Below are 23,968 nucleotides of genomic sequence, written 5' to 3' on the forward strand. Positions count from 1 at the left end.
GACGCGCTGGGTGTGGTGCTGCTCTTCGCCGCGACCGGGCACTACCCGTACGAGGGGCCGACGTGGCAGGCCGTCGCCCTGAAGATCGAGGACCCGGCGTCCCCTCCCGATCTGACGGACGCCCCACCCGAGCTCGCGCCGCTGATCACGGACATGCTGGCGCTGGATCCAGACGCCCGGCCGGCGCTGCCCGAGGTCACCGGGCGGCTGGTGCGCGTCATCCGTGACCAGGGTCTGACCGGCCAAGGCGCGGGGATACCCGGGGTGGCGAGTGCCACCGCCACCCCCTGACCGTGCCGTCAACTCTCACGCCTGACCGCCACCAGGCCGCCTCACCATTACGGGCGGTGTACCGGTGATCTGTCCCGGGCCGTTCACAGCCGCCGTTCATGCGCTGGGTTCTGGGTCGTCTGCCCCGCCGGAGGAGGGCATCGATCGCGGCCCGCAGTGCCTGCAGTGTGAGGTCTCATTGAGCATGAAGGCATCGAGCGGAAGTCGTAGGAGTCTTTGGGCCTGCTGGACCGTGCCGAACAGCCCGGAATCCAGGGCGCCGCGCGGAGCGACTGGGCTCGGCGACGCGGGCGTGTGCCGGCGTCCTCTTCACGCCGGATGGTTGCTCCGTTGGCGCGAAGCGGGGTGGCGGACGGTCGGCTGGTGAACGAGGGTGGCTTGGATGCCGGCCGCTTCGCCGGTGATTCTTCCGCTGGACAAGGGAGCTGGCCATGTCCGATCGTCACACGGTGTCTTCGGCTCGTGTCGCCGTCGACCAGTTGGTGGCTTGCGCGCGTGCGGCGCCAAGGGAACTGGTGAGCATGCTGGTGGGCAGCGACGATGTGGGCACGGCGCGGCTGGGTCAGGCGATCCGGGATCTGCAGGACACTCCTGACGAGCCGCCGCAGACACCGGAGTCTGCCTGTGACAGGCCGCATGGGATCGACCCGGTGACCCACGACCCCGCATGGTGAGCGCGGGCGGGCCGACGGCAGGCACCGTCAGAGTGCTGGTCGCGGACCTGGACGGCACCCTGCTGGGCGGTAGCCCGCACGAACGGCGGCAGCTCTTCGACGCCCTGAACGCGGACCCGGACATCACCCTTGTCTTCGCGACCGGACGCGCCCTGCCGTCCGTCCAGGCACTGCTCCGTGACGACCCTCTGCTGCCGTACCCGCACTGGATCATCGCCGACGTCGGCTCCAGCGTCATCGACGCCACCGACATGACACACTCCCCGGCCCTGGAGGCACGGCTACGCGCGGGATGGCCGGGAGCCCGACGGGTAAGGGCGGCATTGGCGGGATTCCCGCAGCTGGTATACCAACACGGCGTGACCCAGGAAGGCCGCTGCTCCTTCTACCTGAACCCCGACGGCCTCTGCGAGGAGTTGATCCGGGCGACCGGGGACCTCGGCTGCTCCTGGTCGTATTCATCCGACCGGTATTTCGACGTCCTGCCGCACGGGGCGGACAAGGGGCGGGCGCTGGACCTGCTCGCCCGTACGCGCGGCTGGCCCCTCCGGACGGTGCTGGTGGCAGGGGACTCCCTCAACGACCTCTCCCTGTTCCGTCTGGGCGCTCACGCCGTCGTGGTGGCCAACGCCGAACCGGCCTTGACCGCGCAGGTCCCGGCCGGTCCCTCCGCTCACCACTCGACCCTCAACGGAGCCGCCGCCGTGCTGGAGGGCATCCGACGCTTCCGCCGACCGACCAGGCACTCGGTGGTGGTCGGCTACCACCGCCCGCCCGTGCGCTGGTGCGACGGTGCCTGGCAGCCGCCTTCCAGTCCCAACGGCATCCTGCCCACCCTGCAGGCAGCACTGACCGACGAGGACTTGGACGTCGTGTGGGCCGCAGCCCACATCGGCGAGGCACCCGCCCCACCGCCACCCCGCGCGGACACCGGCAGCCCGAGGCTCTCACTCCTGCCCCTGCACCCCGACCGGTGGGCCGGCTACTTCCACCGCACCTGCAAGGAGACCCTCTGGCCGGCCCTGATGTCCTTACCCGACCTCATCCGACACCGGCCCGCGCACTGGGCCGACTACGAGGCCGTCAACACCGCTTTCGCCCGGCACATCGCCTCACTCGCTCAACACGGTGGCATGGTCTGGCTCCACGACTACAACCTCTGGCTCGTGCCCACAGCCCTCAAAGCCCAGCGCCCCGACCTGACCATCGGCCTGTTCCACCACACCCCCTTCCCCCACCCCGACGTGTTTCGCCGCATTCCCCAAGCAGACCAGCTACGCGACTCACTCGCCCGCCTGAACTGGGCCGGCTTCCACACCGCCGACTGCGCCGACAACTTCCGCCGGCTACTCACCGACACCACGGCACCCGTCCCGCACATCGGCGTGCATCCCCTCGGCATCGACCGTCACGCCGTCACCCGCCTCGCCCGCGCCTGGGCCGCAACCCGCCCGCACCGCGACGACGACACACCCCGACTGGTGCTGTCCGTGGAATGACTCGACTACGCCAAGGCCCCCGTCCACAAGATCCGCGCATTCGACACTCTCCTCACTGAAGAGCCCGCACTGCGGCAACAGGTCCGCTACCGGCTGATCTGCCCACCCCCCGAACCCGGCATCCACGCCTACGACACCACCCGCACCGCACTCGAAAACGCCATCACCCACATCAACCGGCGCTGGGCCACACAAGGCTGGCAACCCGTCGACTACATCCCGCACAACCTCGACTTCACCGACATCGTCGACCACTACCTGGAGGCCGATGTCTTCTGGGTGACCTCCCTCGCTGACGGCATGAACCTCACCGCCCAGGAATACGTCACCACCCACCACGCGACCCGACGCCCAGGCGTCCTCATCCTCTCCCGCCACGCGGGAGTCGCCCAGCACCTGGGCGCGGCCCTACTGACCGATCCCCTGCTCCCGCACGACCTGGTGGAGACCTTGCGCACGGCGCTCACCATGCCCAAGCACGAACGCGCCGCGCACATCAGCCGCCTGGCCACCCTGTTGGCCACCCCGGACCCTGCCGAATGGGCACAGACCGTCCTCACCGCTATCCGCACCGGCACCGGACCGCGGGCACAGACGCACTCGTAGCCGCCGCCGACGCAGCTGCCCGGCAGGTGGCGAAGGGTGCCTGACCTGCTGTTCATGCGGAGGGCTGGGCCAGGGCCGGATGGCGGCGGCGCCAGTCCGCGTAGACCGGGCTGGCGGTGCAGGCCTCCAGGTAGCCGGCCGCCACCCTGCGCAAGAGGTCGTCGGCGTGTGAGGCCAGCGGGCCGTCACGCTGCCAGGCCAAGACGTGGCGGTACCAGAGCGGGTTTCCCGCGAGGGGGCGGACGGTGACGCCGGGGGTTTCCACGAAGGTGGCCTGGCAGAGGCTGACGGCCAGGCCCGCGCGGACCAGTTCGATCAGCTGGCGTCCCTCGGCCTCGTGCGGGGCGGAGGGCCGGCGGCCGGCCAGCGCGCACACCGAGGACCAGTACTCGCGGGTGCGGTCGCCGTCGGGCCGGGGCATCGCCCAGTCGTGATCGGCGAGTTCGGTCAGGGACACGGCCTCCTGGCCGGCCAGTGGGTGGGTCGCGGGCAGCAGGGCGAAGACGGGTTCGGTGACGAGGGGGGTGAGGACCACCCCGTCACGCGGCGGCAGGACCTGCTCCGGATGGTCGCCGAGGACCGCCGCCTCCAGGCGACCGGCGGCGAGGTCGTCCAGGAGCGTGACGGGGGAGTAGTGGCACCGGGACGTCACCTCGGCGTCGGGCAGCAACGTCCCTATGGCCAGCACGAGGTGGCCGATGAGGGGAGCACCGACCGATCCGACGCGAACCCGGTCCGGGGACGCCAAGTGGCGGGCCGCGCGGGCGGTGTCGGCGAGGAGCGCGTCGATGCCCGGCAGGACGGCGTGGGCCCGGGCCAGCACCAGCTCACCGAAGGCCGTGGGCGTGGCTCCGGCCCGCCGTCGGTCGAAGAGCACACCGCCGAGCATCGCCTCGATGCGACGCAACTGTGTGCTGAGGCCCGGCTGGGTCATGGACAGCGAGGCGGCGGCCCGGGTGAGGCTGCCGGCCTCGGCGATCGCGCACACCACCCGCAGGTGCCGTACCTCCAGTTCCATGCCGCGCATGTTATGGAACGGCGACAGCTTTCGGACAGGAGTGGGACACCGTCAGGCTTATGTGAAGTGTCACACACCATCTAGGGGAAGGTTGCGCGTCCATGGGACCCATCCATCGGCTGACGACATCGCGCGGGGCGCTGTTGCCCGCTCTGGCCGCCGCACTGCTGCTCCTCCTGCTGGGATCGCCACCCGCCGGCGCCGCAGAGAACCCGTCGGCCTGCGCCCTGCGCGGTAGTACCGGCTGGACGGACGAGGGGCACGACACGGACTACTCGGTGTTCCGGCGCCCCGTCGGGACCGTCAAGGTCACCATGGTCTTCGTGGACTTCCCGGACGCGCCGGCCACCGAGGCCCCGAGCGAAGACTCGGCGCAGATCACGCCCGGGGCGGACTGGTTGTGGTACGCCTCGTACGGCAAAACTTGGCTTTCGGTCGACCAGCATCAGCGGTGGGTCCGCATGCCGCGCCCCTCCACCGACTACGGCTTCGCGCGCGGTCTGACCCACGAGACGCACGAGGCGTACGTCAAGGATGCGGTGGCGGCCGCCGATCGGTACGTGGACTTCTCCGGGTACGACATGGTGTACGTCGTGCCGACCCGCAACGCGGCGGCGATCTCCTTCACACCCACGTACGTGTACGAGCCGGGCACGGCGGGTGTGGTGGCCGACGGCCGCCAGGTCAAGTGGGCGGTGACCTTCGGCCAGGACATGTGGCACTGGGGTGCCAAGCTGGTCGCCCACGAGACAGCCCACGCCTTCGGGCTGCCCGACTTGTACGCCTTTGAGGCGGGCAGCGACGCCCACCGCTTCATCGGCGGCTGGGACGTGATGGGCCTGATCGGCGGCCGTGGGTCGCAGTTCTTCGCCTGGCATTCCTGGAAGCTCGGCTGGACCGGGGACGGCCAGGTCGTGTGCCGGGCGACGAAGGGCAGCGACACCGTGTACCTCACTGCGGTCGAGTACGGCAGCGGTACCAAAATGGCGGTGATCCGCACCGGCCCCACGACCGCGTACGTCGTCGAGTCCAGGCGCGGGATCCAGGCGGACGCGGGCTCCTGCTCGACCGGCGCCCTGATCTACAGGGTGGACGCCTCCGTGCGGACCGGCGAGGGGCCGGTCAGGGTGATGGACGCCAAGCCGGCCACCGCACCCGTCGGCGGCTGCCGCCCGCTGGACGACGCCCCGTTCTGGGCCGGCGAGTCGTTCACCGACGCGGCGGCGGGGGTACGGATCGACGTGCTCGCCGCCGACGGCTACGGCGAGACCGTACGCATCACGAAGTCGTAGGAGCGTACCCGTGTCAGTGCCCCGACTCCGCGAGCGATCCCCGGGGCGCTGGCATGGGATCTCCCCTCAGCTTCCGCTCGTACCGGGGTTCTTGAGACCGATCGTGGCGTAGTCGAGCTGGCCGCCGAAGGACGTGTGCCCGAAGGCGCCGGCGATGTTGGTGCCGATCAGCAGCGGCATGCGCTCGATGACGGCTGGCGCCGTCGGGGCCTTGGCGAGGATCTCCCCGTCCAGCTGCCGCCACGCCGTGTTGGCCCGCGCGGCGTCGGTCATGCCGGCGATCTCGTCCATCCGCTTCATCGTCGGCTCGTCACGGAAGAGCGAGTGATTGCCGGAGTTCCCCTTCTCCTTGATGTAGCGGCCGTCGAAGAGGAAGGGGAGGAAGGTGGAGCCGGAGGGGTAGTCGGGGCACCAGCCGGTGTAGACGAGGTCGCTGCGGTTCTTGGTGTCACCGATGGTGTCGTAGAAGGCCGACGGGTCGACGGCGTCGATCGTGACCTTGATCCCCGCCCGGCCCAGGGACTGCTGGATCGCCTCGGCGACCCCCTTGTCCCCGTTGGAGACGGTGATGGTCGTCGTGAACCCGTCCGGCTTGCCCGCCTCCCGCAGGAGCTGTTTCGCCTTCTCCACGTCACCCGTGACCGGGATCCCCAGCGTGTCGGGCTGCTTGCCGCCGAAGAGCGAGCCGGGCATGAGCGCGGTGGCGGGGTCGTTGAGGGCAGGGCCCCCCGAGGCGGTCAGCACCGCCTCGCGGTCCAGGGCGTACTGCACGGCCTGCCGGGCCTTGACGTCGTCGAACGGGGCCCGGCCGGTGTGCATCTGCACCATCTCGGTGCAGTTGGTGGACTCGGCCAACAGCCGTGCCCTGACGTCGGCCTTGGTGAGCACCTTGGGGGCGCTCTCCGGTCGGAGCTTGCCCCAGGAGACCGCGGAGGCGTCCACGCCGTCCGAGCCGATGAGCCGGTCGTCGACCTGGTTGGCCCTCAGCCCCATCACCACGATCAGCTTGTCCGGGTACGCCTTGCGTACCGTGTCCGTCGCCGGGTCCCAGTGGGGGTTGCGTACCAGCACCAGCCGCTTGTCCCGGTCGTACGACTCGATCTTGTACGGGCCCGATGAGAACGGGCGGCTGTCGTACTGGGGGCCCTTGTCCTGGACCCGGGGGACCGGGGCGAAAGTGGGCAGGACGGTGGCGTTGGGGAACTCCGCGAAGGGCTTGCGGAGTTCAAAGACGATCGTGTGGTCGTCGGGGGTCTTGACGGAGTCGAGGTGCTGCCCCTGGGCGGGGCCCCGGTAGCCCTCGGCGCCAGCCAGGTAGCGGGCGGCGTAGTCCGGGCCGCCGGGCAGGTCGGGGGAGAAGGACCGCTCCACGTTGTACTTGACGTCCTGCGCGGTGATCGGGGTGCCGTCCTCGTACGTGAGGCCCTTCTTGAGCTTGAACGTCCAGGTCCTGGCGCCGTTGGAGGAGACTCCGAGGTCCTCGGCGAGGTCGGGGGCTAGCTCTCCGCCCCTGGCGCCCGGTTCCGCCTTGTACGTCACCAGGGTGCGGTAGAGCAGCCGAGTGCCGAAGTCCATGTCGCCGATCACCCAGTTGCGCGCCGGGTCGAGGTGGGTGAAGTCCTGGTTGGACAGGACGGTCAGCGTGCCGCCCTTCTGCGGAGTGCCGCCGACTGTGGCCCCCGCGTTGGCGAGTGCGGGGTTCTTCGAGTCCTTGTCCTGCCGGCTGTCACTGGAGTGGGTGCCGTCGGTACAGCCGGCCATGCCGAGTGCGACGGTCGCCGCCAAGGTCGTGGCGACGGCGTGGAGAGTGCGCTTGTTCATCAGTGGTCACTCCGTGAACAGTCGGGCAGCCCAGGAGGCTGGAATGTGACCGATAACATAGTTATGTGAAATGGCACCCACAATTGCCGCGTCTCCATAGCGCGGAGTTATGGCCAGGTGGGGGCTGCACGGCCACCGCTGGCCGCGCCAGGCTGTCGTGCAATGTCACATGTCTCCATGCGGCCATGCGGGCCGCGAAAGGGCCCCATGAACCCTGCGTACGCGACCGTCGACCATGTCTTCACCGTCCCCCTGGACCACGCGGTCCCGCACGGTCCGACCATCCAGATCTTCGCCCGGGAAGTCACCGACGCGCGCCAACCAGGTCGGCAACTGCCCTGGCTGCTCTATCTGCAGGGCGGACCCGGCGGCAAGTCACCCCGCCCGTCGGCCGGTTCGCCCGGCTGGCTCCCCGAGGCCCTCAAAACCCACCGGGTCCTTCTCCTCGATCAGCGCGGCACGGGCCGTTCCACCCCCGTCACCGCCCGCGCGGCCTCACACTTCGCCTCACCGGCCCGGCTGGCCGACCATCTCGGGCACTTCCGCGCCGACTCGATCGTCGCGGACGCCGAACTGATCCGCCGCCAGCTGTGCGGCGACGAGCCCTGGGAGACCCTCGGCCAGAGCTACGGCGGCTTCGTCACCCTCACCTATCTCTCCCAGGCGCCCGAAGGGCTGCGGGCCTGCTACGTGACGGGCGGCCTGCCGGGCCTCTCGGCCACCGCCGAAGAGGTCTACGCCCGCACCTACCCCCGGGTGCGGGACCGCGTCCTGGACTTCTACGCCCGCTACCCTGACGACGCCGACCGGCTGCGCGAGATGGCCCGCCTCCTGGCCGCCACCGACGTGCGCCTGCCCGACGGAGACCGGCTCACCCCCCACCGCATGCGTACGCTCGGCCTCGCCCTCGGCATGGGCGACGGCTTCGAGAGCATCCACTGGCTGCTCGACGAATCCCTCGACGCGGAAGCGAAGCCGACCGACACGTTCCTGCACCAGGTGATGACGCTGACCGGCTTCACCGACAACCCGCTCTTCGCCGTCATGCAGGAGACCCTGTACGGCCAGGGTGCGGGGCCGACCGGCTGGGCGGCGTCCCGGGCCATGGCGGCGTTCCCCGAGTTCGCCGGCGACGCCGACCCCCTCCTGCTCACCGGAGAAATGATCTACCCCTGGATGTTCCGCGAGATCAAGGGCCTGCGCCCCTTCGCCGACGCGGCCGATGTGCTCGCCGAACGCTCGGACTGGCCACCGCTGTACGACCCGCACCGCCTCGCCGCCAACCGGGTCCCGCTCGCCGCCCTCGTCTACCACGACGACATGTACGTGGACGCCGGGCTCTCCCTGCGTACCGCGCGCGAGGTCGGTGCCACCCGGGTATGGGTCACCAACGAATGGGAGCACGACGGCGTCACTGCCTCCGGCGGCCGCGTGCTGTCCCGTCTGATGGACCTGGCCGCGGGTCGCGCGTAGCCCCGGGTACCTCCGAGCAGCACTCCTCGTACCCCCTCGCCCCCTCAACCTGCCTCCGACGGGAGAGACATGATCACCCCGCCCCGCCGCCTGCGGCCCCTCGCTGCGGTAGTCGCCCTCACCTCCTGCCTGTCCGCCCCCGCTGCGGCAGCCACCGCCGGCTCGCCGCCCTCCGCCGCCGGCTGCGCCCTGCCCGGCCGGACCGGCTGGACGGACGAGGGCCACGACACCGACCGGACCCAGTTCCAGCCCGCCACCGGGACCCGCCGCGTCCTCACGCTGTTCGTGGACTTCCCCGACGCCCCGGCCACCGACTCCACCGAGCCGTACGCCGCTCACCTCGCCCCGGCCGCTGCCTGGATGGGCCGCGCCGGCTACGGCCGCCTGCGACTGGAGAACACCACGCTGCACCGCTGGATCCGGATGCCCGCCGACTCCACCTCCTACGGCTTCGCGCGCGGCCTCACCTTCGAGGCCCACGAGAAATACGTCCGCGACGCGATCACGGCCGCCGACCCGTACACGGACTTCTCCCGCTACGACATGGTCTACGTCGTCCCCGCCAAGGCGGCGACCGCCATCCCCTTCTCCCCGACCTACCTCTACGACCCGGCCGCGCCCGGCATCACCGCTGACGGCACCCGCCTGAAGTGGGCCGTCACCTTCGGCCAGGACTTGTGGCGCTGGGGCCACAAGGTCGCAGCCCACGAGACTGCCCACACCTTCGGTCTGCCCGACCTGTACTCCTTCACCGGCGCCACCCACCAGTACGTGGGCGGCTGGGACCTCATGGGCGACATCGCCGGCCACGCCCCGCAGTACCTCGGCTGGCACTCCTGGAAGCTCGGCTGGACCCGCGACGACCAGGTCGCGTGCCTGCCCGCGTCCGGTCGCCGAACGGTGCGGCTGACCCCGGTGGAACGGCCCGGCGGAACCAAGATCGCCGTGCTGCGCACCGGTGAGACGACGGCGTACGTGGCGGAATCCCGCCGTGCCGAGGGCAATGACGCGGCCGCCTGCTCCACCGGCGTCCTCATCTACAAGGTCGACTCCGCCGCCCGCACCGGCGAGGGCCCGGTCCGGATCATGAACGCGACCCCGGCCACGACCCCGCCCACCGGGTGCACACCGCTGGACCTGGCCGCGTACGCACCCGGACAGAGTTTCACCGACCCCGCGACCGGCGTGCGCATCGACGTCCTCGCGGGTGGACGGACGGGAGACACGGTGCTGCTGAGCAAGGAGTGACTCCGGTCCGGGCGGGCCGCCGTCCACCTGGTTCCCGGGGCCCCCGGGCGGGCCGCCGTCCACCTGGTTCCCGGGGCCCCCGGGCGGGCCGCCGTCCACCTGGTTCCCGGGGCCCCATCATGTCGGTCGAGGCGGCTGGTTGAGGTGGCGCACTGGGTGGCCCGTCGACGTCGACGACAGGTCATCGAGTGGTCACGTGTCATCTCCTACGACGAGGGCCGGATCACCGTCCGCGATTCCCGGCAAGAGTGGAGGGAACCATGACCGCGGGCCTTCCCGTCTTCTTCGCCTGGATCGAGCTCATCGCCCTGGTCGGGCTCCTGCTCTGGTTCGTCCTGCGCAAACCACCACGAGGTTAGAGACGCCACAGCCGTGGTCGGAACGTCCCGTTGTGAGCCCACCAGGAAACCTGCACGGTGAACCGTTCCGGCTTCGGTAGGGTCTCGATCATTTGAGAGGATCGTGTCATGGCGCGTCCTTGCCAGGACGTCGTTGTGCTGCGCCCTCGTGCGGTGCGGATGGTCGCCGAGGTGCGGCCGGAGTACGACACCGAGTAGGCCGCGATGAAAGCGGTCGCCCGAGTCCGCTGCGTGCCGCCGGGTGACGGCGGCTCGTGACCACCACGGCGGACTCGGCGGAGGGCCGTGCAGTGGGCGTCGGCCGGGGTAGCAGGTCGCGAGGACCTCGATCTCCCCGGGCACCGCGTTGGCCCACGACCAGTAGGCGGTGGGTGCACCGCCGGCGTGCGGGAAGCACACCAGGCGCAGCTCCGGGTTGGGAGTGGTCCGGTACGAGTGGAACCACCGCCCGGCGGAGTTGGTCATGAGCGTCGTCCTTCGGGACCGGTGGCGCGGGGGGACCCCCGCGCTTCGTCAGCAGCCCCGCAACGCTGTCGCCCGGACCTATATGGCGCCCATATCGCAGCTACGGCGGAGTCGGTGCCTCAGCTCGGCCCGTAGTAGGCGTCGATCGGGGTGCGTGCCTCCTCGAAGAGGTGCGGGCCGCTCTGCGTCACCGTCGGCCAGTGGCCCGACGGGGGGTTGAGTTCGACGAGTTGGTCGGTGGACAGGGCGTACACGACGCGTCCGATGCCGGAGCGGACGATGCCGCCGGCGCACATGGCGCACGGCTGGCAGCTGGTGTACAGGGTGGTGCGGGCGGGAGCGCCCGGGTCGAGTTCGCGGGCCGCCCAGCGGGCGAGCTTCAGCTCGGGGTGGGCGGTGATGTCGTCGTCGCGCCGTACCGTGTTGTGGGCTTCGGCGAGGACCGCGCCGTCGGGTCCGGCCAGCAGGGAACCGTACGGCGCGTCGCCCAGGGCGACCGCGCGGGCCGCGATGCCGATGGCACGCCGCAGGAGGGTTTCGTCGGCGGGGGTGATCACGGTCGGCTCCTCCAGTGTGTGGCTACGGCGGTCAGGGCCTCCCAGGCGACCTCGGGCCTGAGGGTCTCCTGGGGGTCTGCGTGGTAGGGGTCGAGTACGACGGTGTCGGCGCCGAGCAGACGGAGTTGGTCGAGATCGTCGAGGATCTGCTCAAGGGCGCCGACTCCGACGGGCCGCTCGGGGGAGTCGACTGGGGCGGGGGTCATCCGCAGGGCGATACGGGGCGCGAAGCCCGGCAACGCGTGCTCGCTCAGGACGGAGCGCATCAGCGGCATGGGCAGCCGTAGCGGATGCCAGGCGTCGCCGAACCTGACCGCTCGTCGGATCGCCGCCTCACTGTGGCCGCCGACCCACACGGGGATGCGCGGTATGCGCGAGGTGGCGGTGCCGGTGCCGGTCTCCGCGTGCCGTGACTCCCGTAGGACGCGCAGGCACTCGTCCGTCAGCCGGCCGCGCGCGGTGAACGGCACGCCGAGTGCCTCGAACTCCTGACGGGCCCAGCCGACGCCCACGCCGAGGACGAACCGGTCACCGCTGAGCCGGCTGAGATTGGTGGCCATCCGGGCCACCAGAAGCGGATGACGGTAGGGCGCGACGAGCACGGTGGTGCCCAGCCGTATGCGAGTGGTGAGCCCGGCCAGCCACGACAGCGTCGTGAACGGTTCGTAGAACGGCTCCGGGTACCGCTCGGCCACATCGGGGGTGACCGCCACGTGGTCGGAGACCATGAGCAGGCCGAAGCCGAGCCCTTCGGTGATCCGCGCCCATTCACGCAGCACGCCGGGATCAGTGCCCGGCCCGAAGTTCGGTACGTTGACGCCAAGTTGCATGCTCCGAGGCTAGCCCGGCGATCACACCCACCAGAACCCTTCCTTCCCGGTGATCACGGCGATCCGCCGTTGTTCTGCCGGTAGATTCGCGACATGACCGTGAATCTCGACGACACCGACTGGGCGATCATCGGGCAGTTGCAGCAGGAGGCGCGCATATCGCTCAGCGAGTTGGGGCGACGCGTGAACCTCAGCTCGTCGGCCACCACGGAACGGGTACGGAACCTGGAGTCCCTGGGCGTCATCACCGGCTACCACGCCGCCGTCGACCTCACCAGGGTCGGCTACCACCTGCTCGCCGTCATCCGCCTGAAATACCCCGGCAGCCGCCACCAGCCCTTGCGCCGGTTGCTCGCCGAGCGGAGGGAGATCCTGGAGTGCCTGCGCACGACGGGTGACGACTGCTACACCCTGAAGGTGGCCGCGACCTCCATGGAGCACCTGGAGACACTGGTGGACGAACTGGCCGCCTTCGGCAGTACGACCACCAGCGTCGTCTACAGCCAGACACTGCCCTACCGCGGACCCGCCAAGCCCTGACCGGCGGGTGGGGGCCGGGCCGTGACACCGACGGCCCTGCCTCGCGGGGCCCGCTTCGGCGCGCGGGGTGGATGCATAACGTCATACATCTGTCGCTGTGGGTGACCGATCACCCACGGCAGGCCCTTCGCCTGTCCGCAGTGCCCACGGGTGAGGAGTCACATGTCACGCAGGCACCGCTCGAAGAGCGTCGCGGCGTCGCTCTCCGTGCTCACGGCCGCCGCCCTCTTCGTCTCCGCGGTTCCGGTCGCGGCCCACGACGGCGAGAGCCACCCCGACGAAGCCGCGGCGCTGGGGGCTGGGCATGCGCAGGAGCATGCCGAGATCCGCGCCGCGGCCCAGGCCCTGGGCGGGTACTCCCAGCTGGCGCGGATCGAGAGCCTGAACGAGCTGACCCGGTCCCAGGAGCTGGCGAACTCGAAGTTCCACCCCAAGGCGTACGGGCAGTTCGCGGAGTACTTCCCCTCGCCCGACTTCGCCGCCCACATCGCCATGCTGCCCACGGGCAAGGTGCTGATGTTCTCCTTCGAACGGGTCGAGACCGACCCCACGGAGGAGCCCGCGCCGACCAACACGCTCGGGCACGAGAACGCCGGCCGCGCCTTCCTCTGGGACCCGGCGAGGGGGACCGGCCCCGAGGCGTTCAAGAAGGTGACCCCGCCCGAGCTGGTCGTGCCGGACGGTACGGAGGTGAAGCGCCCGGCCCCCTTCTTCTGCGCCGGCCACGCCTTCCTGCCCAACGGCATGCTCGGCGTCTTCGGCGGCAACCTCGGCTACGGCGGCGGCGCCGGGGCGAAGCTGTCCCTCGTCTTCGACCCGTGGACCGAGTCCTGGGCCGTCAACCAGGACATGGCGGTGGGCCGCTGGTACCCGACCGTCGCCACCGCCCCCGACGGGCGCCTGCTCATCATGTCCGGGCACACCGACAAGGGCTGGGGCACCTCCACCTCGGTCGTCGAGCGCTTCCCCGCCAAGAGCCACCCGGTGCCCTTCGAGAAGACGCTGATCCCGCGGGACGTTCCCACCGACACCCTGCGCGTGGACGCCCCGTTCGGCGAGGACAGCGACTACCCGCACCTGTTCACCCTGCGCGACGGCAAGGTGTACGGCCTGGGCCGCCACGCCGCCCGGCAGTGGGCCTTCGACCCGGTCGCGGAGACGCGTACGGACCTTCCCGCCCGCCCGGACGGCGTCCACCGAGGCTACGGCTCGGCGGTCGCGCTACCCGCCGGCTTCCGCGGCCCCGACTCCGTCCTGATCCTGGGCGGTGACCGCGACGACCCCAACACCTACCAGCTGGCGGACGGGGTGTGGGAGAAGAAGCAGCCGCGCGCCTTCGGCCGGACCCAGGACAACACCCTGCTCCTGCCGGACGCGAGCCTGCTGACGGTCAACGGCGCCCATGGCGTCCGGGACTACGGGAACGGCGACTACAACCCCAAGGCCGATCTCAAGTACCGGCAGATCGAGACCCGCAACGCGCTCGGGGAGTGGCGGCTCGGCCCCGTACAGCGGCTGCCGCGCGGCTACCACGCCAACGCGGTCGTCCTGCCCGACGGGCGGATCATGGTCACCGGCGACGAACTCCAGCAGCTCGCCAACGACCCGAAGATCGACGACGACATGAACGGCAGCATCGAGATCTTCGAGCCCGCCTACCTCCACCAGGGCTCCCGGCCCAAGCTCGACCAGGTGCCGAGCGAGCCCATCGGCTTCGACTCCCGTTTCCAGGTGTCGACTTCGACCCCGGGGCAGGTCAAGAAGGCGGTCCTGCTGGCGCCGACCACCGCGACCCACGCGGTCAACACCAGTCAGCGCCACCTGGAACTGCGCATCGTCCACCGCCACGGCAACACGATCGCGCTCCAGGCCCCGCCCTCGGCCAACGACGCCCCGCCCGGCCACTACATGCTCTTCCTGCTGGACGAGAAGGGAGTGCCGAGCACGGCCAAGTTCGTGTCCCTGCGCTGAGCCGCACGCACGCACGCATGCACGGACGGGAGCGAAAAGAGCGACGGCCCGGCCCGCGACGGCGCACGCACGCGCAGCGGCTCGGCCGTCGCCCGTGCGGTCAGCGGCCCTGCGGGATCTTCGGGTAGCGGGCGGCGATCTTCTCGCTCGCGCGGGGGCCCTGGGCGAAGACGTACTCGGGGGTGTCGATCCGCCGGCCGGTCAGCCGGTCGACCACGACGGGGTCCACCGCCACGCCGGTCTCGGCGTTGACCAGGACGAGACTGCGCTCCTCCGGGGCCAGCCGGTGATTTCCCCATGCCGCCATGACCAGGATGAGCGGGCGCAGGGCCCGGCCGCGCTCGGTGAGCCGGTAGTCCGGCCCGCCGGCGTCCGCGGCCTCGCCGTCCCCGGCTTCGAGGAGGTCCCTCGCCGTCAGGTCGGCCAGGCGGTCCGCCAGTACGTCGGCGGGTGTCTCCAGGTTCCGGCGGATCGCCTCGAAGGTGGTGTGGCCGTCGAAGACCTCGTGCAGGATCTCCAGGGTCCACCAGGGGCCGATGGCCGTGACCGTGCGGGCCAGCGGGCAGTCGGCGATCCTCGCCTTCGGGCCGGCCGAGACGGTCGGGCCGGCCGGGCGGGTCTTCGGGCCCGTCGGGCCGGCCGGCCGCACGCCTCCGCCGGCCTCGGTGCTCAAGGGATGGCCACTCATCGTCAGCTCCAATGCGCGGTGCGGTTGGTCCGGGAAGAAGAGGCCCCCGTCCGCCGACGACCGGTGAGGGACCGGAAGTCGACGCACAGGGGCCTCGGGTCGGTGCCGTCAGGCGTCAGGACGGGACACCTTCAGCGACCCGTACTGCCGCATGCCGTACAGCAGCGGACTGGGCGGCTGGTTCGACTGCGTCTCCACCTGGAGCACCTCCCCGAAGACCACGAGGTGATCTCCGACGGGCAGCGTCCGGCTGACGCGGCAGTCGGCGATCGTGTGGGCGTCTTCGAGCAGATGGGGCAGCCCGAATTCCGGTTCCGGGACCCATTTGACCTTCTCGAACCGGTCCGCCGCACCGGAGGCGAAGAGGTTCGCCGCCGGCACGGCCCGGTCGTGCAGCAAGTTGACCGAGAACGCCGACACCTGGAGCAGCGCCGCCAGGGTCGGGCTCTCGGCGCGCAGGCACACCAGCAGGGTCGGCGGCTGTAGTGCGACGCTGCACATCGACGAGCAGGTCATCCCCCACGGCTCGCCGTCCCGCGCGGTCGTCGTCACGATGGCGACCCCGGCCGGATGCGTCGTCATGAGGGAGCGGAACTTCACCGGGTCGACCAGTGCTCGCGCCACCGTGCCCGTTACCGGATCCGGCATGGTTCGCTACCTCCTCGCTTGGCGGCACAGCTGATCAGGAACGCATCCCCTTCAGCTTGTGGACGTGGGACAGGTAGTCCCAGTGGCTGGGAAGCCCTTCGACCAGTGATGCGGCCTGGTCGCGGACCGTGCGCAGTTCCTTGGTGGCGGCGACGTCGTCCATCAGCGCCAGGCCGGGCAGCGACCGTACGTCGAGGCCACCGAGGCCCAGGATCATCGCGGTGTACGAATAGGGCTCGAACCCGTGGTAGTACGGGAAGATCGTGTCCGCGTCGGGCAGCTTCACCTTCCACTGCTCCAGGCGCTCGGCCAGCCCGTCCGGGATCTTGCGGGTCTTGGCGTCCTGCCAGTACTGGTTGTCGTTGCGCTTGGCGGCGACGTAGTGCAGGACGAGGAACTCCCGCACGCCGTCCATGACGTTGGCCACCTGGCGGTTGTACGACTTGCGCAGCTGGTCGTCGTCCCGGCCGCCGGGGAAGTGCTTCACCAGCTGTTCGACGGCGTTCTGGATGAAGAAGAGCCCGGTCGACTCCAGCGGCTCGACGAACCCGCTGGAGAGGCCGATGGCCACGCAGTTGTTCACCCAGGAGTTCTCGCTGCGGCCGATGCGCATGCGGATGTGGTTGGCGGTCAGGTCGTCGGCGGCGGGGCCCACGAACTCGCGCAGCGTGCGCTCGGCCTCGTCCGGGCTGCAGTAGTCGCTGGCGTAGACGTAGCCCGTGCCGACCCGGCCGACCAGCGGGATCGTCCAGATCCAGCCGGCCTCCTGCGCGGAGGCCCGCGTGTACGGCCCCATCCCCTGCTCGGCCATCTCCATGGGAACGCGCAGGGCGACCGCGCTGTCGTTCGGCAGGGTGTCCTGATAGGAGAGGAAGGGCACGTCGAGGGTCTTGTTGAGCAGCATGCCGCGGAACCCGGTGCAGTCGATGAAGAGGTCGCCCGTGAGGTCGCCGTGTTCCTTGGTGCGCACGTGCGTGATGTAGCCGCGCTCGTCCACCGCCGTCTCGACCACGTCGTCCAGTACGTGCGTGGCGCCGCGGTCGGTGCTGTAGCGGGTGAGGAGCTTGGCCAGCAGCGTCGCGTCGAACTGGTACGCGTAGGGGAACTGGGTGGTCTGCTCGGCCATCGTGGACCGGGCGGCGTGCGCCGCCTCGTGCTCGCCGGCGTCGAGCGCCAGCAGGCTGCCCCCGAGCTGGCGGGGCGCGCGCTTGGCGTCGCAGAGCGCGGCGATGACCGAGCAGTCCTTGTCGTAGTCCGCGCTCGGCCGCTTGTGCAGCCACCAGTCGGCGAGGGACACGCCCTCCACGACGCGCGGCCGCTCGAAGGGATGATAGAAGTGATGGCCCTTGGCCCGCCAGTTGTCGTAGCGGATCGCCAGTTTGTAGGTGCCGTGACACTCCGGCATCCAGTCGGTCTCCGCGAGTCCGAGATAGGAGAAGAAGTGCCGGATCGTGCTGAAGGACGCTTCTCCGACACCGATCGTGGGCACGTTCTTCGATTCGACCAGCGTTACCGCGAGTCGATCACCGAACGTCGCCTTCAAATACGACGCGGTCATCCAGCCGGAGGTCCCGCCGCCGACGATGACAACACTCTTGGCCATTATTTCCTCACTTCTTTCGAGCCGACCCGACTTCAACCGTCCTGGTTACCGCACTGCGCACGCGTGGTCCCCGGCCTATCCGGCCGATTCGAGGCCGCCGTCGCCGCACTCCTCGACGAACTCCAGGAGCAGGCGCACCCCGGTCTCCAGGGACCCCGGGTCCACGCAGAAGGCGATCCGGACGAGGTGCTGCGCCCAGGGCGCGTAGTCGTGCGAGCGGATCCGGCCCTGGTCGTCGACGTCGGGACGCATGGCGAAGCCGTTGCCCGGGACGACCGCGACGCCCTTGCTCTCCAGCAGCCGGGTCGCGAAGGTCTCGGCGTCCAGTCCGGTCCGGCTCACGTCGAGCATCGCGTACCAGCCGCCGGCGGGCAGTTCGCGCAGCAGCCCGGCCTGGACCAGCGGAGACAGCACGACGTCGCGGTTGTGCTGGACCAGCTTGCGGTTGATCTCCGCCGCTTCGGCCCGGCTGTCCAGCGCGGCGATGCCCGCGTACTGCACCGGGGTCGAGGTGCCGATGATGTTGGCTTCCTGGGCGACCTTCATGACGTCGGCGGCCCGCTCGTTGGCCAGGGCCACGTAGCCCAGCCGGTAGCCGGTCATCGCGAAGCTCTTGGAGAAGCTGAAGACGCTGTGGACGATGCGCTCGGCCACCGGGAGGTCACGTTCGAGCGAAGCGGTCGAGATGTGCTCGCGCTCGTAGAGGAAGTGCTCGTACGCCTCGTCGCTGATGACCTGCCAGCCACGGGAGCGGGCCAGATCCACCAGGGCGCCGAGCTCCTCGCGGTCCAGGACGACACCGGTCGGGTTGGCGGGCGAGTTGATCAGCAGCACCCGCGTACGGGGCGTCGCGGCGGCCGCGATCGCCTCGGGGTCGGGCCGGAAGTCCTTGCCGAGCGGGTACAGCACCGGCCGGAAACCCGCGATCAGACTCTGCTGGAGGTGGACCGGCCAGTGCAGTTCGGGCAGGAGGATCTCGGCGCCGGGCTCGGCCAGCGACTGCAGCAGGGCGGCCAGACCCTGGCACGAACCGGGGGAGATCAGCAGCCGGGACACGGCGCTGTCCACGTCGTTGTCCGTACGGAGCTTGTCCACCACGGCCGCACGCAGCTCGGGCAGGCCTTCCACACCGGTGTATTTGATGTCACCCCGCCGCACGGCGTCGACGAACGCATCGGCGACGTTGTCGGCCGGGTTGAAATAAGGGTCACCGACGTGCAGCTTGACCACCTCGACGCCGGTCTCCTCCTCCCGCTTCTCCGCTGCCCGGAAAATGCGGTGCAGACACGAGGAGGGAATGGATCCGGCGACGGACAAGATGTCTGGACTCACGCTGGTACCACCTTTGTTCTTTAGGGTGTCGTCAAGTGTTGTCAACAATCGAAAGAGTTCTACGCGGTGCGTCCGCCGTCGACGGGGATCAGCGCTCCGGTGACCCAGCCCGACGATTCGGGGTCCAGCAGCATGCACACCCAGCGGCCGATTTCGCTCTCGTCGCCGAAGCGGCCCATCGGGGTCGACGACAGCAGATCGACGCGGAGCTGATCGGTGCCCGCCCCGTCCAGGCCGGTCTCGTTCCACATCGGGGTGTCCACCGGGCCGGGCATGATCGCGTTCACCCGTACGTCCGGTGCCAGCTCCCTCGCCAGCGAGCGGGTCAGGCTGTTGACGGCCGCCTTGGTCGCACCGTAGAAGGCGCGCCCCGGCATGGACAGCACACCGCCGACCGACGAGATGTTGACCGCGCTGCCGCGGTGGGCGCGCAGCTGCGGCAGCGCGCACCGGATCAGCTCGGCCGGCGCACGGACGTTGACGGCGAACATCGCGTCGAACAGCGCGGGGTCGATCTCGTCGAGCCGGCCGAACCGGGCCAGCCCCGCGTTGTTGACGACGGCGTCGAGCCGGCCGAAGCCGTCGGTGGCCGCCGCGACGATCCGCTCGGCCGCGCCGGGCGCGCCGACGTCCTGGGCCACCACTGCCACGGCGTCCCCGTAGAGGTCGGCCAGTTCCCGCAGCGGCTCCTCGCGGCGTCCGACGGCCGTCACGAGGGCGCCCGACTTCAGCAGGGACTCGGTGATCCCGCGGCCGATGCCGGTGGCCGCTCCGGTGACCACGACCGACTTTCCGTCAAGCGTCATCGCACGGCCCCGCTCTGGGCCAGGACCTCGGCGATGTCACCGATCAGCTCGGCCGGGTCCGACAGGAGCCGGAAGTGCCCGCCCGGCCAGGACCGCATGCTGAAGCGGCCGTCTCCCACCCCGGCCCAGGCGTCGAGCTGCGCTCCGTCCACCAGCGGATCCTCGGTGTTGTAGTAGCAGCGGACCTCGCAGTGCAGCGGCTCGGGGTCCGGCGCGGGCCGGTAGGTCTCGTTGAGCGTGATGTCCGACCGGAGGACCGGCAGCAGCAGATCCCGCAGTTCGGGGTCGTCCGCGATGCCGGGATCGATCCCGCCGAGATCCCGCAGGGCGTTCCACAGCTCGTCATCGCCGGCCCGGTGGGTGGTCCCGCCTCCGGCGTGCCACGGCGCCGGGGCGCCCGACACGAACAGGCAGCGCGGCGGCCTGCCGTTCTCCTGGAGCACGCGCGCGGTCTCGTACGCGACCAGGGCGCCCAGGCTGTGCCCGAACAGGGCGCAGGGGGCCGGCTCCAGCCGCATCAGTTCCTCGGCGACGCGCGATGCGATCTCGGCCACGCTGCCCGCGGGCGCTTCGGACATCCGGTCGGCGTGCCCCGGGTACTGCACAGCGAGCAGCTGCGCGTTCGCGGGCATCGCTGACGACCAGGCGCGATAGGTGCCCGCCGAACCCCCGGAATGCGGAAAGCAGACCCATCGGTCAGCCGGGCCCTCCACACTGGTCAGGGCCCGCAACCAGCCTCGGTCACGCGTTCGTAAGCGATTCACGCCACCGAGCTTCACCGAAACCGTCGGCCCGCCCGGGGCAATCTGTCAAAGCTCTGTCGGGCCGCCAGCGGCCCCCGGGCCCCGTGCCCGAACCTGAAGGCGTCGCAACCTAGGAGGACACATGCTGGACGGGTTCGTGCCCTGGCCAACCGGCTTCGCCGATCGCTACCGCCGTGCCGGCTACTGGCGCGGCGTCTCGCTGCGGCAGCTGATCGCCGACAGCGCCGGACGCCACCCGGACAAGATAGCCGCCGTGGACGCGACAAGCCGAATCACCTACGAGGAGTTGGTCGACCAAGCCGACCGCATCGCGTCGGGCCTGCTGGAGATCGGCATCGCCCCTCGTGACCGGGTGGTGGTGCACCTGCCGAACAGGATCGAGTTCCTGACGACCGTCGTCGCCATGCTGAGCATCGGTGTGATCCCCGTCATGGCGCTGCCCGGTCACCGCCGCGACGAGATCCTCCACCTGGCGCGCTCCTCGGACGCGGTGGCCTACGTCGGTCAGGACCGCTTCCAGGGCTTCGACTACCGCAACCTCGCCCGCGAGGTCCGCCGCGACGCCCCGAACCTGCGGCACGTCGTGATCGCGGGGGACGCGCAGGAGTTCACGCCGCTGTCCGAGCTCGCCGGCTCCGCCGTACGGGAACTGCCGCCGGTCGACTCCTCCGAGGTGGCGCTGCTGCTGCTGTCGGGCGGAACCACCGGGGTGCCCAAGCTGATCCCGCGGACCCACGACGACTACGCGTACAACATCTTCGCGTGCGCCGAGGTCGTGGAATTCGACGACAGCGGCGTCTATCTCGCGGCCAACCCCGTGCCGCACAACGCCGCACTCGGCTGCCCGGGGGCGCTGGGTGCGCTGCTCCTCGGCGGCAAGGCCGTGCTGGCCGCCAATCCCAGCCCCGACCACGTGTTCCCGCTGATCGAGCGGGAGGGCGTCACCCTCACGACCCTGGTCCCCGCACTGGCCCTGCTGTGGGCGGACGCGGCGCGCACCACCCCGGTCGACATGAGCCGCATGACCATCCAGGTGGGGAGCTCGAAGTTCGGGCCCGCCGCCGCGGAGCGGGTGAGCGCGAGCCTGGGCTGCCGCATCCTGAACGTGTACGGCATCGGGGAAGGGCTGATCACCCACACGCGCCTCGACGATCCGCCGGAGGTCGTCTTCGGTACGGAAGGCAGGCCGGTCTCCCCGGACGACGAGGTCAAGATCGTCGACGAGGACGGCAAGGAGGTCGCCACCGGGGAAACCGGTGAGCTGCTCACCCGTGGTCCGTACACGATCCGCGGGTACTTCGCCGCCCCGGAGCACAACCGCCGGTCCTTCACCGACGACGGCTTCTACCGCAGCGGCGACCTGGCCCGGATGACCGACGACGGCAACGTCATCATCGAGGGCCGGCTGAAGGACATCATCCACCACCTGGGGGAGAAGGTCTCGGCGGAGGAGGTGGAGGGCCACGTGCTGACCCACCCCCTGGTCCTGGACACCGCGGTGGTCGGCATCCCGGACGACGAACTCGACGAGCGCCTCATCGTGTTCGTCGTCCTCGCCAGTGACGCGGACGCGGGTGCGGGCGCGGGCCGGAACGCGGTGGCGCCGCTGTCGCTGCGCACGCTCAGGGACCACATCCGAGGCCGGGGGCTGGCGTCCTACAAGCTGCCGGACGAGCTGATCGTCGTGTCCGACCTGCCCCGCACACCGGTGGGCAAGATCGACAAGAAGGCGCTGAAGGCCTCGCACGGGCAGCCCCAGGTGCCGTCGAAGGCGTAGAGCTTCAGGGGGAAACACCGAGGGGGCAGTGACCGGTCCGGTCACTGCCCCCTCGGTGTTTCCCCGGGCAGTCGTGTCAGCGGCGTTCGAAGTGGACCGGCAGGCTTTCGTAACCGGTGAGGAAGTTCGAGTAGATGGGGCGGGGCGTCCCGCGCAGCTCCATCCGTCCGACGTGGTCCACCAGGGCGCTCAGCAGCGCCCGTAGCTCCGCCCGGCCGAGGAACGCGCCGAGGCAGTAGTGGGGGCCGTGGCCGAACGAGAGGTGCTTGTTGGGCGAACGGGACACGTTGAACCGGCGTGGTGCGTCGAAGACCGACTCGTCGTTGTTCGCCGAGATGTTCCACAGCGTGACGATGTCGCCCTTGCGTATCGTCTCTCCGTGGAGTTCGAGGTCCTCCACGGCGGTACGGGCCAGGTGGATCCCCGGTGTCGACCAGCGGATGATCTCCTCGGCCGCCGACTCGAACGAGGCCTCGCCCGTTTGCAGCGCGCGCCACTGATCGGGGTTCTCGATCAGGGCGAGCACCGCGCAGATCGCCGATATGCGGGACGTCTCGTCGCCGCCGAGAATGAGGCTGTAGCAGTTGACGGCGAGTTCTTCGAGGGTGAGCGGACGGTCCTCGACCTCCGCGGTCGCCAGCATGCTGATGACGTCGCTGCCGGGATTGTCCCGCCGCTCCTGCGCCAACTCCATGAAATAGAGCACGATTTCGTTGCGGGCGCTGAGCGCGTCGAGCTCGCTGCCGTCCGCATGGCCTGACGACAGCGCCATCTTGTTCCACTGGAGCAGGTTCTTGCGGTCCGCGAGCGGAATGGACAGGAGATCGCAGATCGTGTTCATGGGAATCTGCTCGGCGACCTCGGCGGCGAAGTCGAAGGAGTCCAGCCCGACCACCGTCGACACCAGCTCGGTCGTGCGCTGCTGGACCTTCTCGACGACCTCGCCGAGGACCCGGGGCGTGAACGCGCTGAACAGGACATTGCGCAGGCGCCGGTGGCGCGGGCCGTCGGTGACCGCCAGCATGCTCCCGCCGGCGGAGTCGTCGCCGCGCAGCACGACATCGAGGACGTTGCCCCTGACGGACGTCAGGGCTGCGTTGTGGAACAACGACTGGATGTCGGCATATCGGGACACCACCCAGAATCCGGGGTTTCGGTCAGTGGGTTCGTGCCAGTAGACGGGTCGTTCGGCACGGACTCCACGCCAGAACTCGTGGACGTCGTTCTCAATGAAAGTGGCCGGATCCGTGAGATCCAGGGAACGAAGATCGAGATCGGACTGACTCATTGTGCGATGGTGACAGGTCCACCCCGCCGGCTGCCGGGACTCTTGCCCGTTCCTTTCCGGCTCCGCTCGGGCCCGGGCGGGGCGCGCGTCCGGCCCGGGTGGCGCGCGCCCCGCCGGGGCCGGCGCGTCGGCCGGCCCCGCACCACGGGGAGCGCCGTAGCCGCCCTCGGCGCCGCGTGCGGACGGGACGGTGACGCGCGGCGGGGGCGCCGCCCGGCTCCTGGAAGAGGTCACAGGAGCCCTGTCAATATGCAAAACGCACGGGCACGGATGTGGAGTGAATCTGTTTGGTGTGACGTCTGACTGCTAATGTCGATATCGCTTCCAGGGGCCGAGGCAGAGGCAACTGGAGGATTATTCGCGGTTATGCGGAATGAAGCGGACCGTGGTGGCCGGAAAGTTTCCACCATGACTGCTT

At 70.2% G+C, this 23,968-nt stretch carries 20 protein-coding genes and 2 pseudogenes; 10 read left to right on the plus strand and 12 right to left on the minus strand.

Going from position 1 to position 23,968, the window contains the following annotated elements; genetic code table 11:
- Positions 1-12: 12 nt before the first annotated feature.
- The 4 genes and pseudogenes from AC07DU_RS19065 to AC07DU_RS19080 form a co-directional block, all read left to right on the plus strand.
- Positions 13-291: a hypothetical protein gene (locus AC07DU_RS19065; protein WP_479112476.1), complete on the plus strand. Its 279-nt coding sequence runs from the start codon at positions 13-15 to the stop codon at positions 289-291.
- A gap of 431 nt (positions 292-722) precedes the next feature.
- The gene (locus tag AC07DU_RS19070; RefSeq protein WP_479112478.1) at positions 723-965 is read left to right on the plus strand and encodes a hypothetical protein; all 243 of its coding nucleotides are present in this window, start codon (positions 723-725) and stop codon (positions 963-965) included.
- A 32-nt stretch (positions 966-997) separates the two neighbouring features.
- Positions 998-2,464: an HAD family hydrolase gene (locus AC07DU_RS19075; protein ID WP_479112480.1), complete on the plus strand. Its 1,467-nt coding sequence runs from the start codon at positions 998-1,000 to the stop codon at positions 2,462-2,464.
- 12 nt (positions 2,465-2,476) lie between these two features.
- A pseudogene (locus AC07DU_RS19080) lies at positions 2,477-3,070 on the plus strand (trehalose-6-phosphate synthase); the annotation flags it as partial.
- Positions 3,071-3,122: 52 nt separating this feature from the next.
- On the opposite strand, the gene AC07DU_RS19085 reads toward AC07DU_RS19080, so the two are convergent.
- Positions 3,123-4,088 (minus strand): LysR family transcriptional regulator, encoded by a 966-nt coding sequence (locus tag AC07DU_RS19085; RefSeq protein WP_479112482.1) that lies wholly within the window; start codon positions 4,086-4,088, stop codon positions 3,123-3,125.
- A gap of 101 nt (positions 4,089-4,189) precedes the next feature.
- Here AC07DU_RS19085 and AC07DU_RS19090 point away from each other — a divergent pair, with 101 nt between their 5' ends.
- Entirely contained in the window at positions 4,190-5,380 is a 1,191-nt protein-coding gene (locus AC07DU_RS19090) for a M6 family metalloprotease domain-containing protein (RefSeq protein ID WP_479112484.1), read from the plus strand.
- A 66-nt stretch (positions 5,381-5,446) separates the two neighbouring features.
- Here AC07DU_RS19090 and AC07DU_RS19095 read toward each other — a convergent pair whose 3' ends face one another.
- Entirely contained in the window at positions 5,447-7,201 is a 1,755-nt protein-coding gene (locus AC07DU_RS19095) for an ABC transporter substrate-binding protein (RefSeq protein ID WP_479112486.1), read from the minus strand.
- A gap of 207 nt (positions 7,202-7,408) precedes the next feature.
- Here AC07DU_RS19095 and AC07DU_RS19100 point away from each other — a divergent pair, with 207 nt between their 5' ends.
- Positions 7,409-8,674 carry an alpha/beta fold hydrolase gene (locus AC07DU_RS19100; RefSeq protein ID WP_479112488.1) on the plus strand — a complete coding sequence of 422 codons (1,266 nt, stop codon included), beginning with the start codon at positions 7,409-7,411 and terminating at the stop codon, positions 8,672-8,674.
- Positions 8,675-8,743: 69 nt separating this feature from the next.
- The gene (locus AC07DU_RS19105) at positions 8,744-9,922 is read left to right on the plus strand and encodes a M6 family metalloprotease domain-containing protein (RefSeq protein WP_479112490.1); all 1,179 of its coding nucleotides are present in this window, start codon (positions 8,744-8,746) and stop codon (positions 9,920-9,922) included.
- Between the two features lie 659 nt (positions 9,923-10,581).
- Here AC07DU_RS19105 and AC07DU_RS19110 read toward each other — a convergent pair.
- The 3 genes and pseudogenes from AC07DU_RS19110 to AC07DU_RS19120 form a co-directional block, all read right to left on the minus strand.
- Positions 10,582-10,746: pseudogene (locus tag AC07DU_RS19110) on the minus strand (hypothetical protein); the annotation flags it as partial.
- A gap of 119 nt (positions 10,747-10,865) precedes the next feature.
- Positions 10,866-11,303, minus strand: a complete 438-nt coding sequence (locus AC07DU_RS19115; protein WP_479112492.1) for a nucleoside deaminase — start codon at positions 11,301-11,303, stop codon at positions 10,866-10,868.
- Positions 11,300-12,133 carry a TIGR03619 family F420-dependent LLM class oxidoreductase gene (locus tag AC07DU_RS19120; protein ID WP_479112494.1) on the minus strand — a complete coding sequence of 278 codons (834 nt, stop codon included), beginning with the start codon at positions 12,131-12,133 and terminating at the stop codon, positions 11,300-11,302. The genes AC07DU_RS19115 and AC07DU_RS19120 overlap by 4 nt, the downstream gene beginning before the upstream one ends.
- A gap of 93 nt (positions 12,134-12,226) precedes the next feature.
- Between AC07DU_RS19120 and AC07DU_RS19125 the strand changes: the two genes are divergently transcribed.
- A complete protein-coding gene (locus AC07DU_RS19125) occupies positions 12,227-12,673 on the plus strand; it encodes an Lrp/AsnC family transcriptional regulator (RefSeq protein WP_453370338.1) in 447 nt (148 codons plus the stop codon).
- 162 nt (positions 12,674-12,835) lie between these two features.
- The gene (locus AC07DU_RS19130) at positions 12,836-14,644 is read left to right on the plus strand and encodes a galactose oxidase-like domain-containing protein (RefSeq protein ID WP_479112497.1); all 1,809 of its coding nucleotides are present in this window, start codon (positions 12,836-12,838) and stop codon (positions 14,642-14,644) included.
- A gap of 100 nt (positions 14,645-14,744) precedes the next feature.
- Here the strand turns inward: AC07DU_RS19130 and AC07DU_RS19135 are convergent, their stop codons facing one another.
- From AC07DU_RS19135 to AC07DU_RS19160, 6 genes are all read right to left on the minus strand, one after another.
- The gene (locus AC07DU_RS19135) at positions 14,745-15,332 is read right to left on the minus strand and encodes a winged helix-turn-helix transcriptional regulator (RefSeq protein WP_479112499.1); all 588 of its coding nucleotides are present in this window, start codon (positions 15,330-15,332) and stop codon (positions 14,745-14,747) included.
- A 108-nt stretch (positions 15,333-15,440) separates the two neighbouring features.
- Positions 15,441-15,980 (minus strand): flavin reductase family protein, encoded by a 540-nt coding sequence (locus AC07DU_RS19140; RefSeq protein WP_453370341.1) that lies wholly within the window; start codon positions 15,978-15,980, stop codon positions 15,441-15,443.
- A gap of 34 nt (positions 15,981-16,014) precedes the next feature.
- Positions 16,015-17,583, minus strand: coding sequence for a tryptophan halogenase family protein (locus AC07DU_RS19145; protein WP_479112501.1), 1,569 nt, complete (start codon positions 17,581-17,583; stop codon positions 16,015-16,017).
- A gap of 75 nt (positions 17,584-17,658) precedes the next feature.
- Positions 17,659-18,915 carry a pyridoxal phosphate-dependent aminotransferase gene (locus AC07DU_RS19150; RefSeq protein WP_360892286.1) on the minus strand — a complete coding sequence of 419 codons (1,257 nt, stop codon included), beginning with the start codon at positions 18,913-18,915 and terminating at the stop codon, positions 17,659-17,661.
- Positions 18,916-18,974: 59 nt separating this feature from the next.
- Entirely contained in the window at positions 18,975-19,721 is a 747-nt protein-coding gene (locus AC07DU_RS19155; protein ID WP_479112504.1) for an SDR family NAD(P)-dependent oxidoreductase, read from the minus strand.
- Positions 19,718-20,500, minus strand: a complete 783-nt coding sequence (locus AC07DU_RS19160) for a thioesterase II family protein (protein WP_479112506.1) — start codon at positions 20,498-20,500, stop codon at positions 19,718-19,720. Before AC07DU_RS19160 ends, AC07DU_RS19155 begins: the two co-directional genes overlap by 4 nt.
- 106 nt (positions 20,501-20,606) lie before the next feature.
- On the opposite strand from AC07DU_RS19160, the gene AC07DU_RS19165 reads away from it, so the two are divergent.
- A complete protein-coding gene (locus AC07DU_RS19165) occupies positions 20,607-22,262 on the plus strand; it encodes a (2,3-dihydroxybenzoyl)adenylate synthase (RefSeq protein ID WP_479112508.1) in 1,656 nt (551 codons plus the stop codon).
- Positions 22,263-22,338: 76 nt separating this feature from the next.
- Here AC07DU_RS19165 and AC07DU_RS19170 read toward each other — a convergent pair whose 3' ends face one another.
- The gene (locus AC07DU_RS19170) at positions 22,339-23,397 is read right to left on the minus strand and encodes a cytochrome P450 (RefSeq protein WP_479112510.1); all 1,059 of its coding nucleotides are present in this window, start codon (positions 23,395-23,397) and stop codon (positions 22,339-22,341) included.
- Positions 23,398-23,968: the final 571 nt, after the last annotated feature.

This window comes from Streptomyces sp. NPDC045695 (genome assembly GCF_056432025.1).

What these genes read in the sequence shown, in the direction of transcription:
- AC07DU_RS19120 (WP_479112494.1), bottom strand. Translation starts at nt 12,133, where the DNA reads ATGCAACTTGGCGTCAACGTACCGAACTTCGGGCCGGGCACTGATCCC.
- AC07DU_RS19105 (WP_479112490.1), top strand. Translation starts at nt 8,744, where the DNA reads ATGATCACCCCGCCCCGCCGCCTGCGGCCCCTCGCTGCGGTAGTCGCC.
- AC07DU_RS19100 (WP_479112488.1), top strand. Translation starts at nt 7,409, where the DNA reads ATGAACCCTGCGTACGCGACCGTCGACCATGTCTTCACCGTCCCCCTG.
- AC07DU_RS19070 (WP_479112478.1), top strand. Translation starts at nt 723, where the DNA reads ATGTCCGATCGTCACACGGTGTCTTCGGCTCGTGTCGCCGTCGACCAG.
- AC07DU_RS19090 (WP_479112484.1), top strand. Translation starts at nt 4,190, where the DNA reads ATGGGACCCATCCATCGGCTGACGACATCGCGCGGGGCGCTGTTGCCC.
- AC07DU_RS19155 (WP_479112504.1), bottom strand. Translation starts at nt 19,721, where the DNA reads ATGACGCTTGACGGAAAGTCGGTCGTGGTCACCGGAGCGGCCACCGGC.
- AC07DU_RS19145 (WP_479112501.1), bottom strand. Translation starts at nt 17,583, where the DNA reads ATGGCCAAGAGTGTTGTCATCGTCGGCGGCGGGACCTCCGGCTGGATG.
- AC07DU_RS19135 (WP_479112499.1), bottom strand. Translation starts at nt 15,332, where the DNA reads ATGAGTGGCCATCCCTTGAGCACCGAGGCCGGCGGAGGCGTGCGGCCG.
- AC07DU_RS19130 (WP_479112497.1), top strand. Translation starts at nt 12,836, where the DNA reads ATGTCACGCAGGCACCGCTCGAAGAGCGTCGCGGCGTCGCTCTCCGTG.
- AC07DU_RS19165 (WP_479112508.1), top strand. Translation starts at nt 20,607, where the DNA reads ATGCTGGACGGGTTCGTGCCCTGGCCAACCGGCTTCGCCGATCGCTAC.
- AC07DU_RS19095 (WP_479112486.1), bottom strand. Translation starts at nt 7,201, where the DNA reads ATGAACAAGCGCACTCTCCACGCCGTCGCCACGACCTTGGCGGCGACC.
- AC07DU_RS19085 (WP_479112482.1), bottom strand. Translation starts at nt 4,088, where the DNA reads ATGGAACTGGAGGTACGGCACCTGCGGGTGGTGTGCGCGATCGCCGAG.
- AC07DU_RS19125 (WP_453370338.1), top strand. Translation starts at nt 12,227, where the DNA reads ATGACCGTGAATCTCGACGACACCGACTGGGCGATCATCGGGCAGTTG.
- AC07DU_RS19140 (WP_453370341.1), bottom strand. Translation starts at nt 15,980, where the DNA reads ATGCCGGATCCGGTAACGGGCACGGTGGCGCGAGCACTGGTCGACCCG.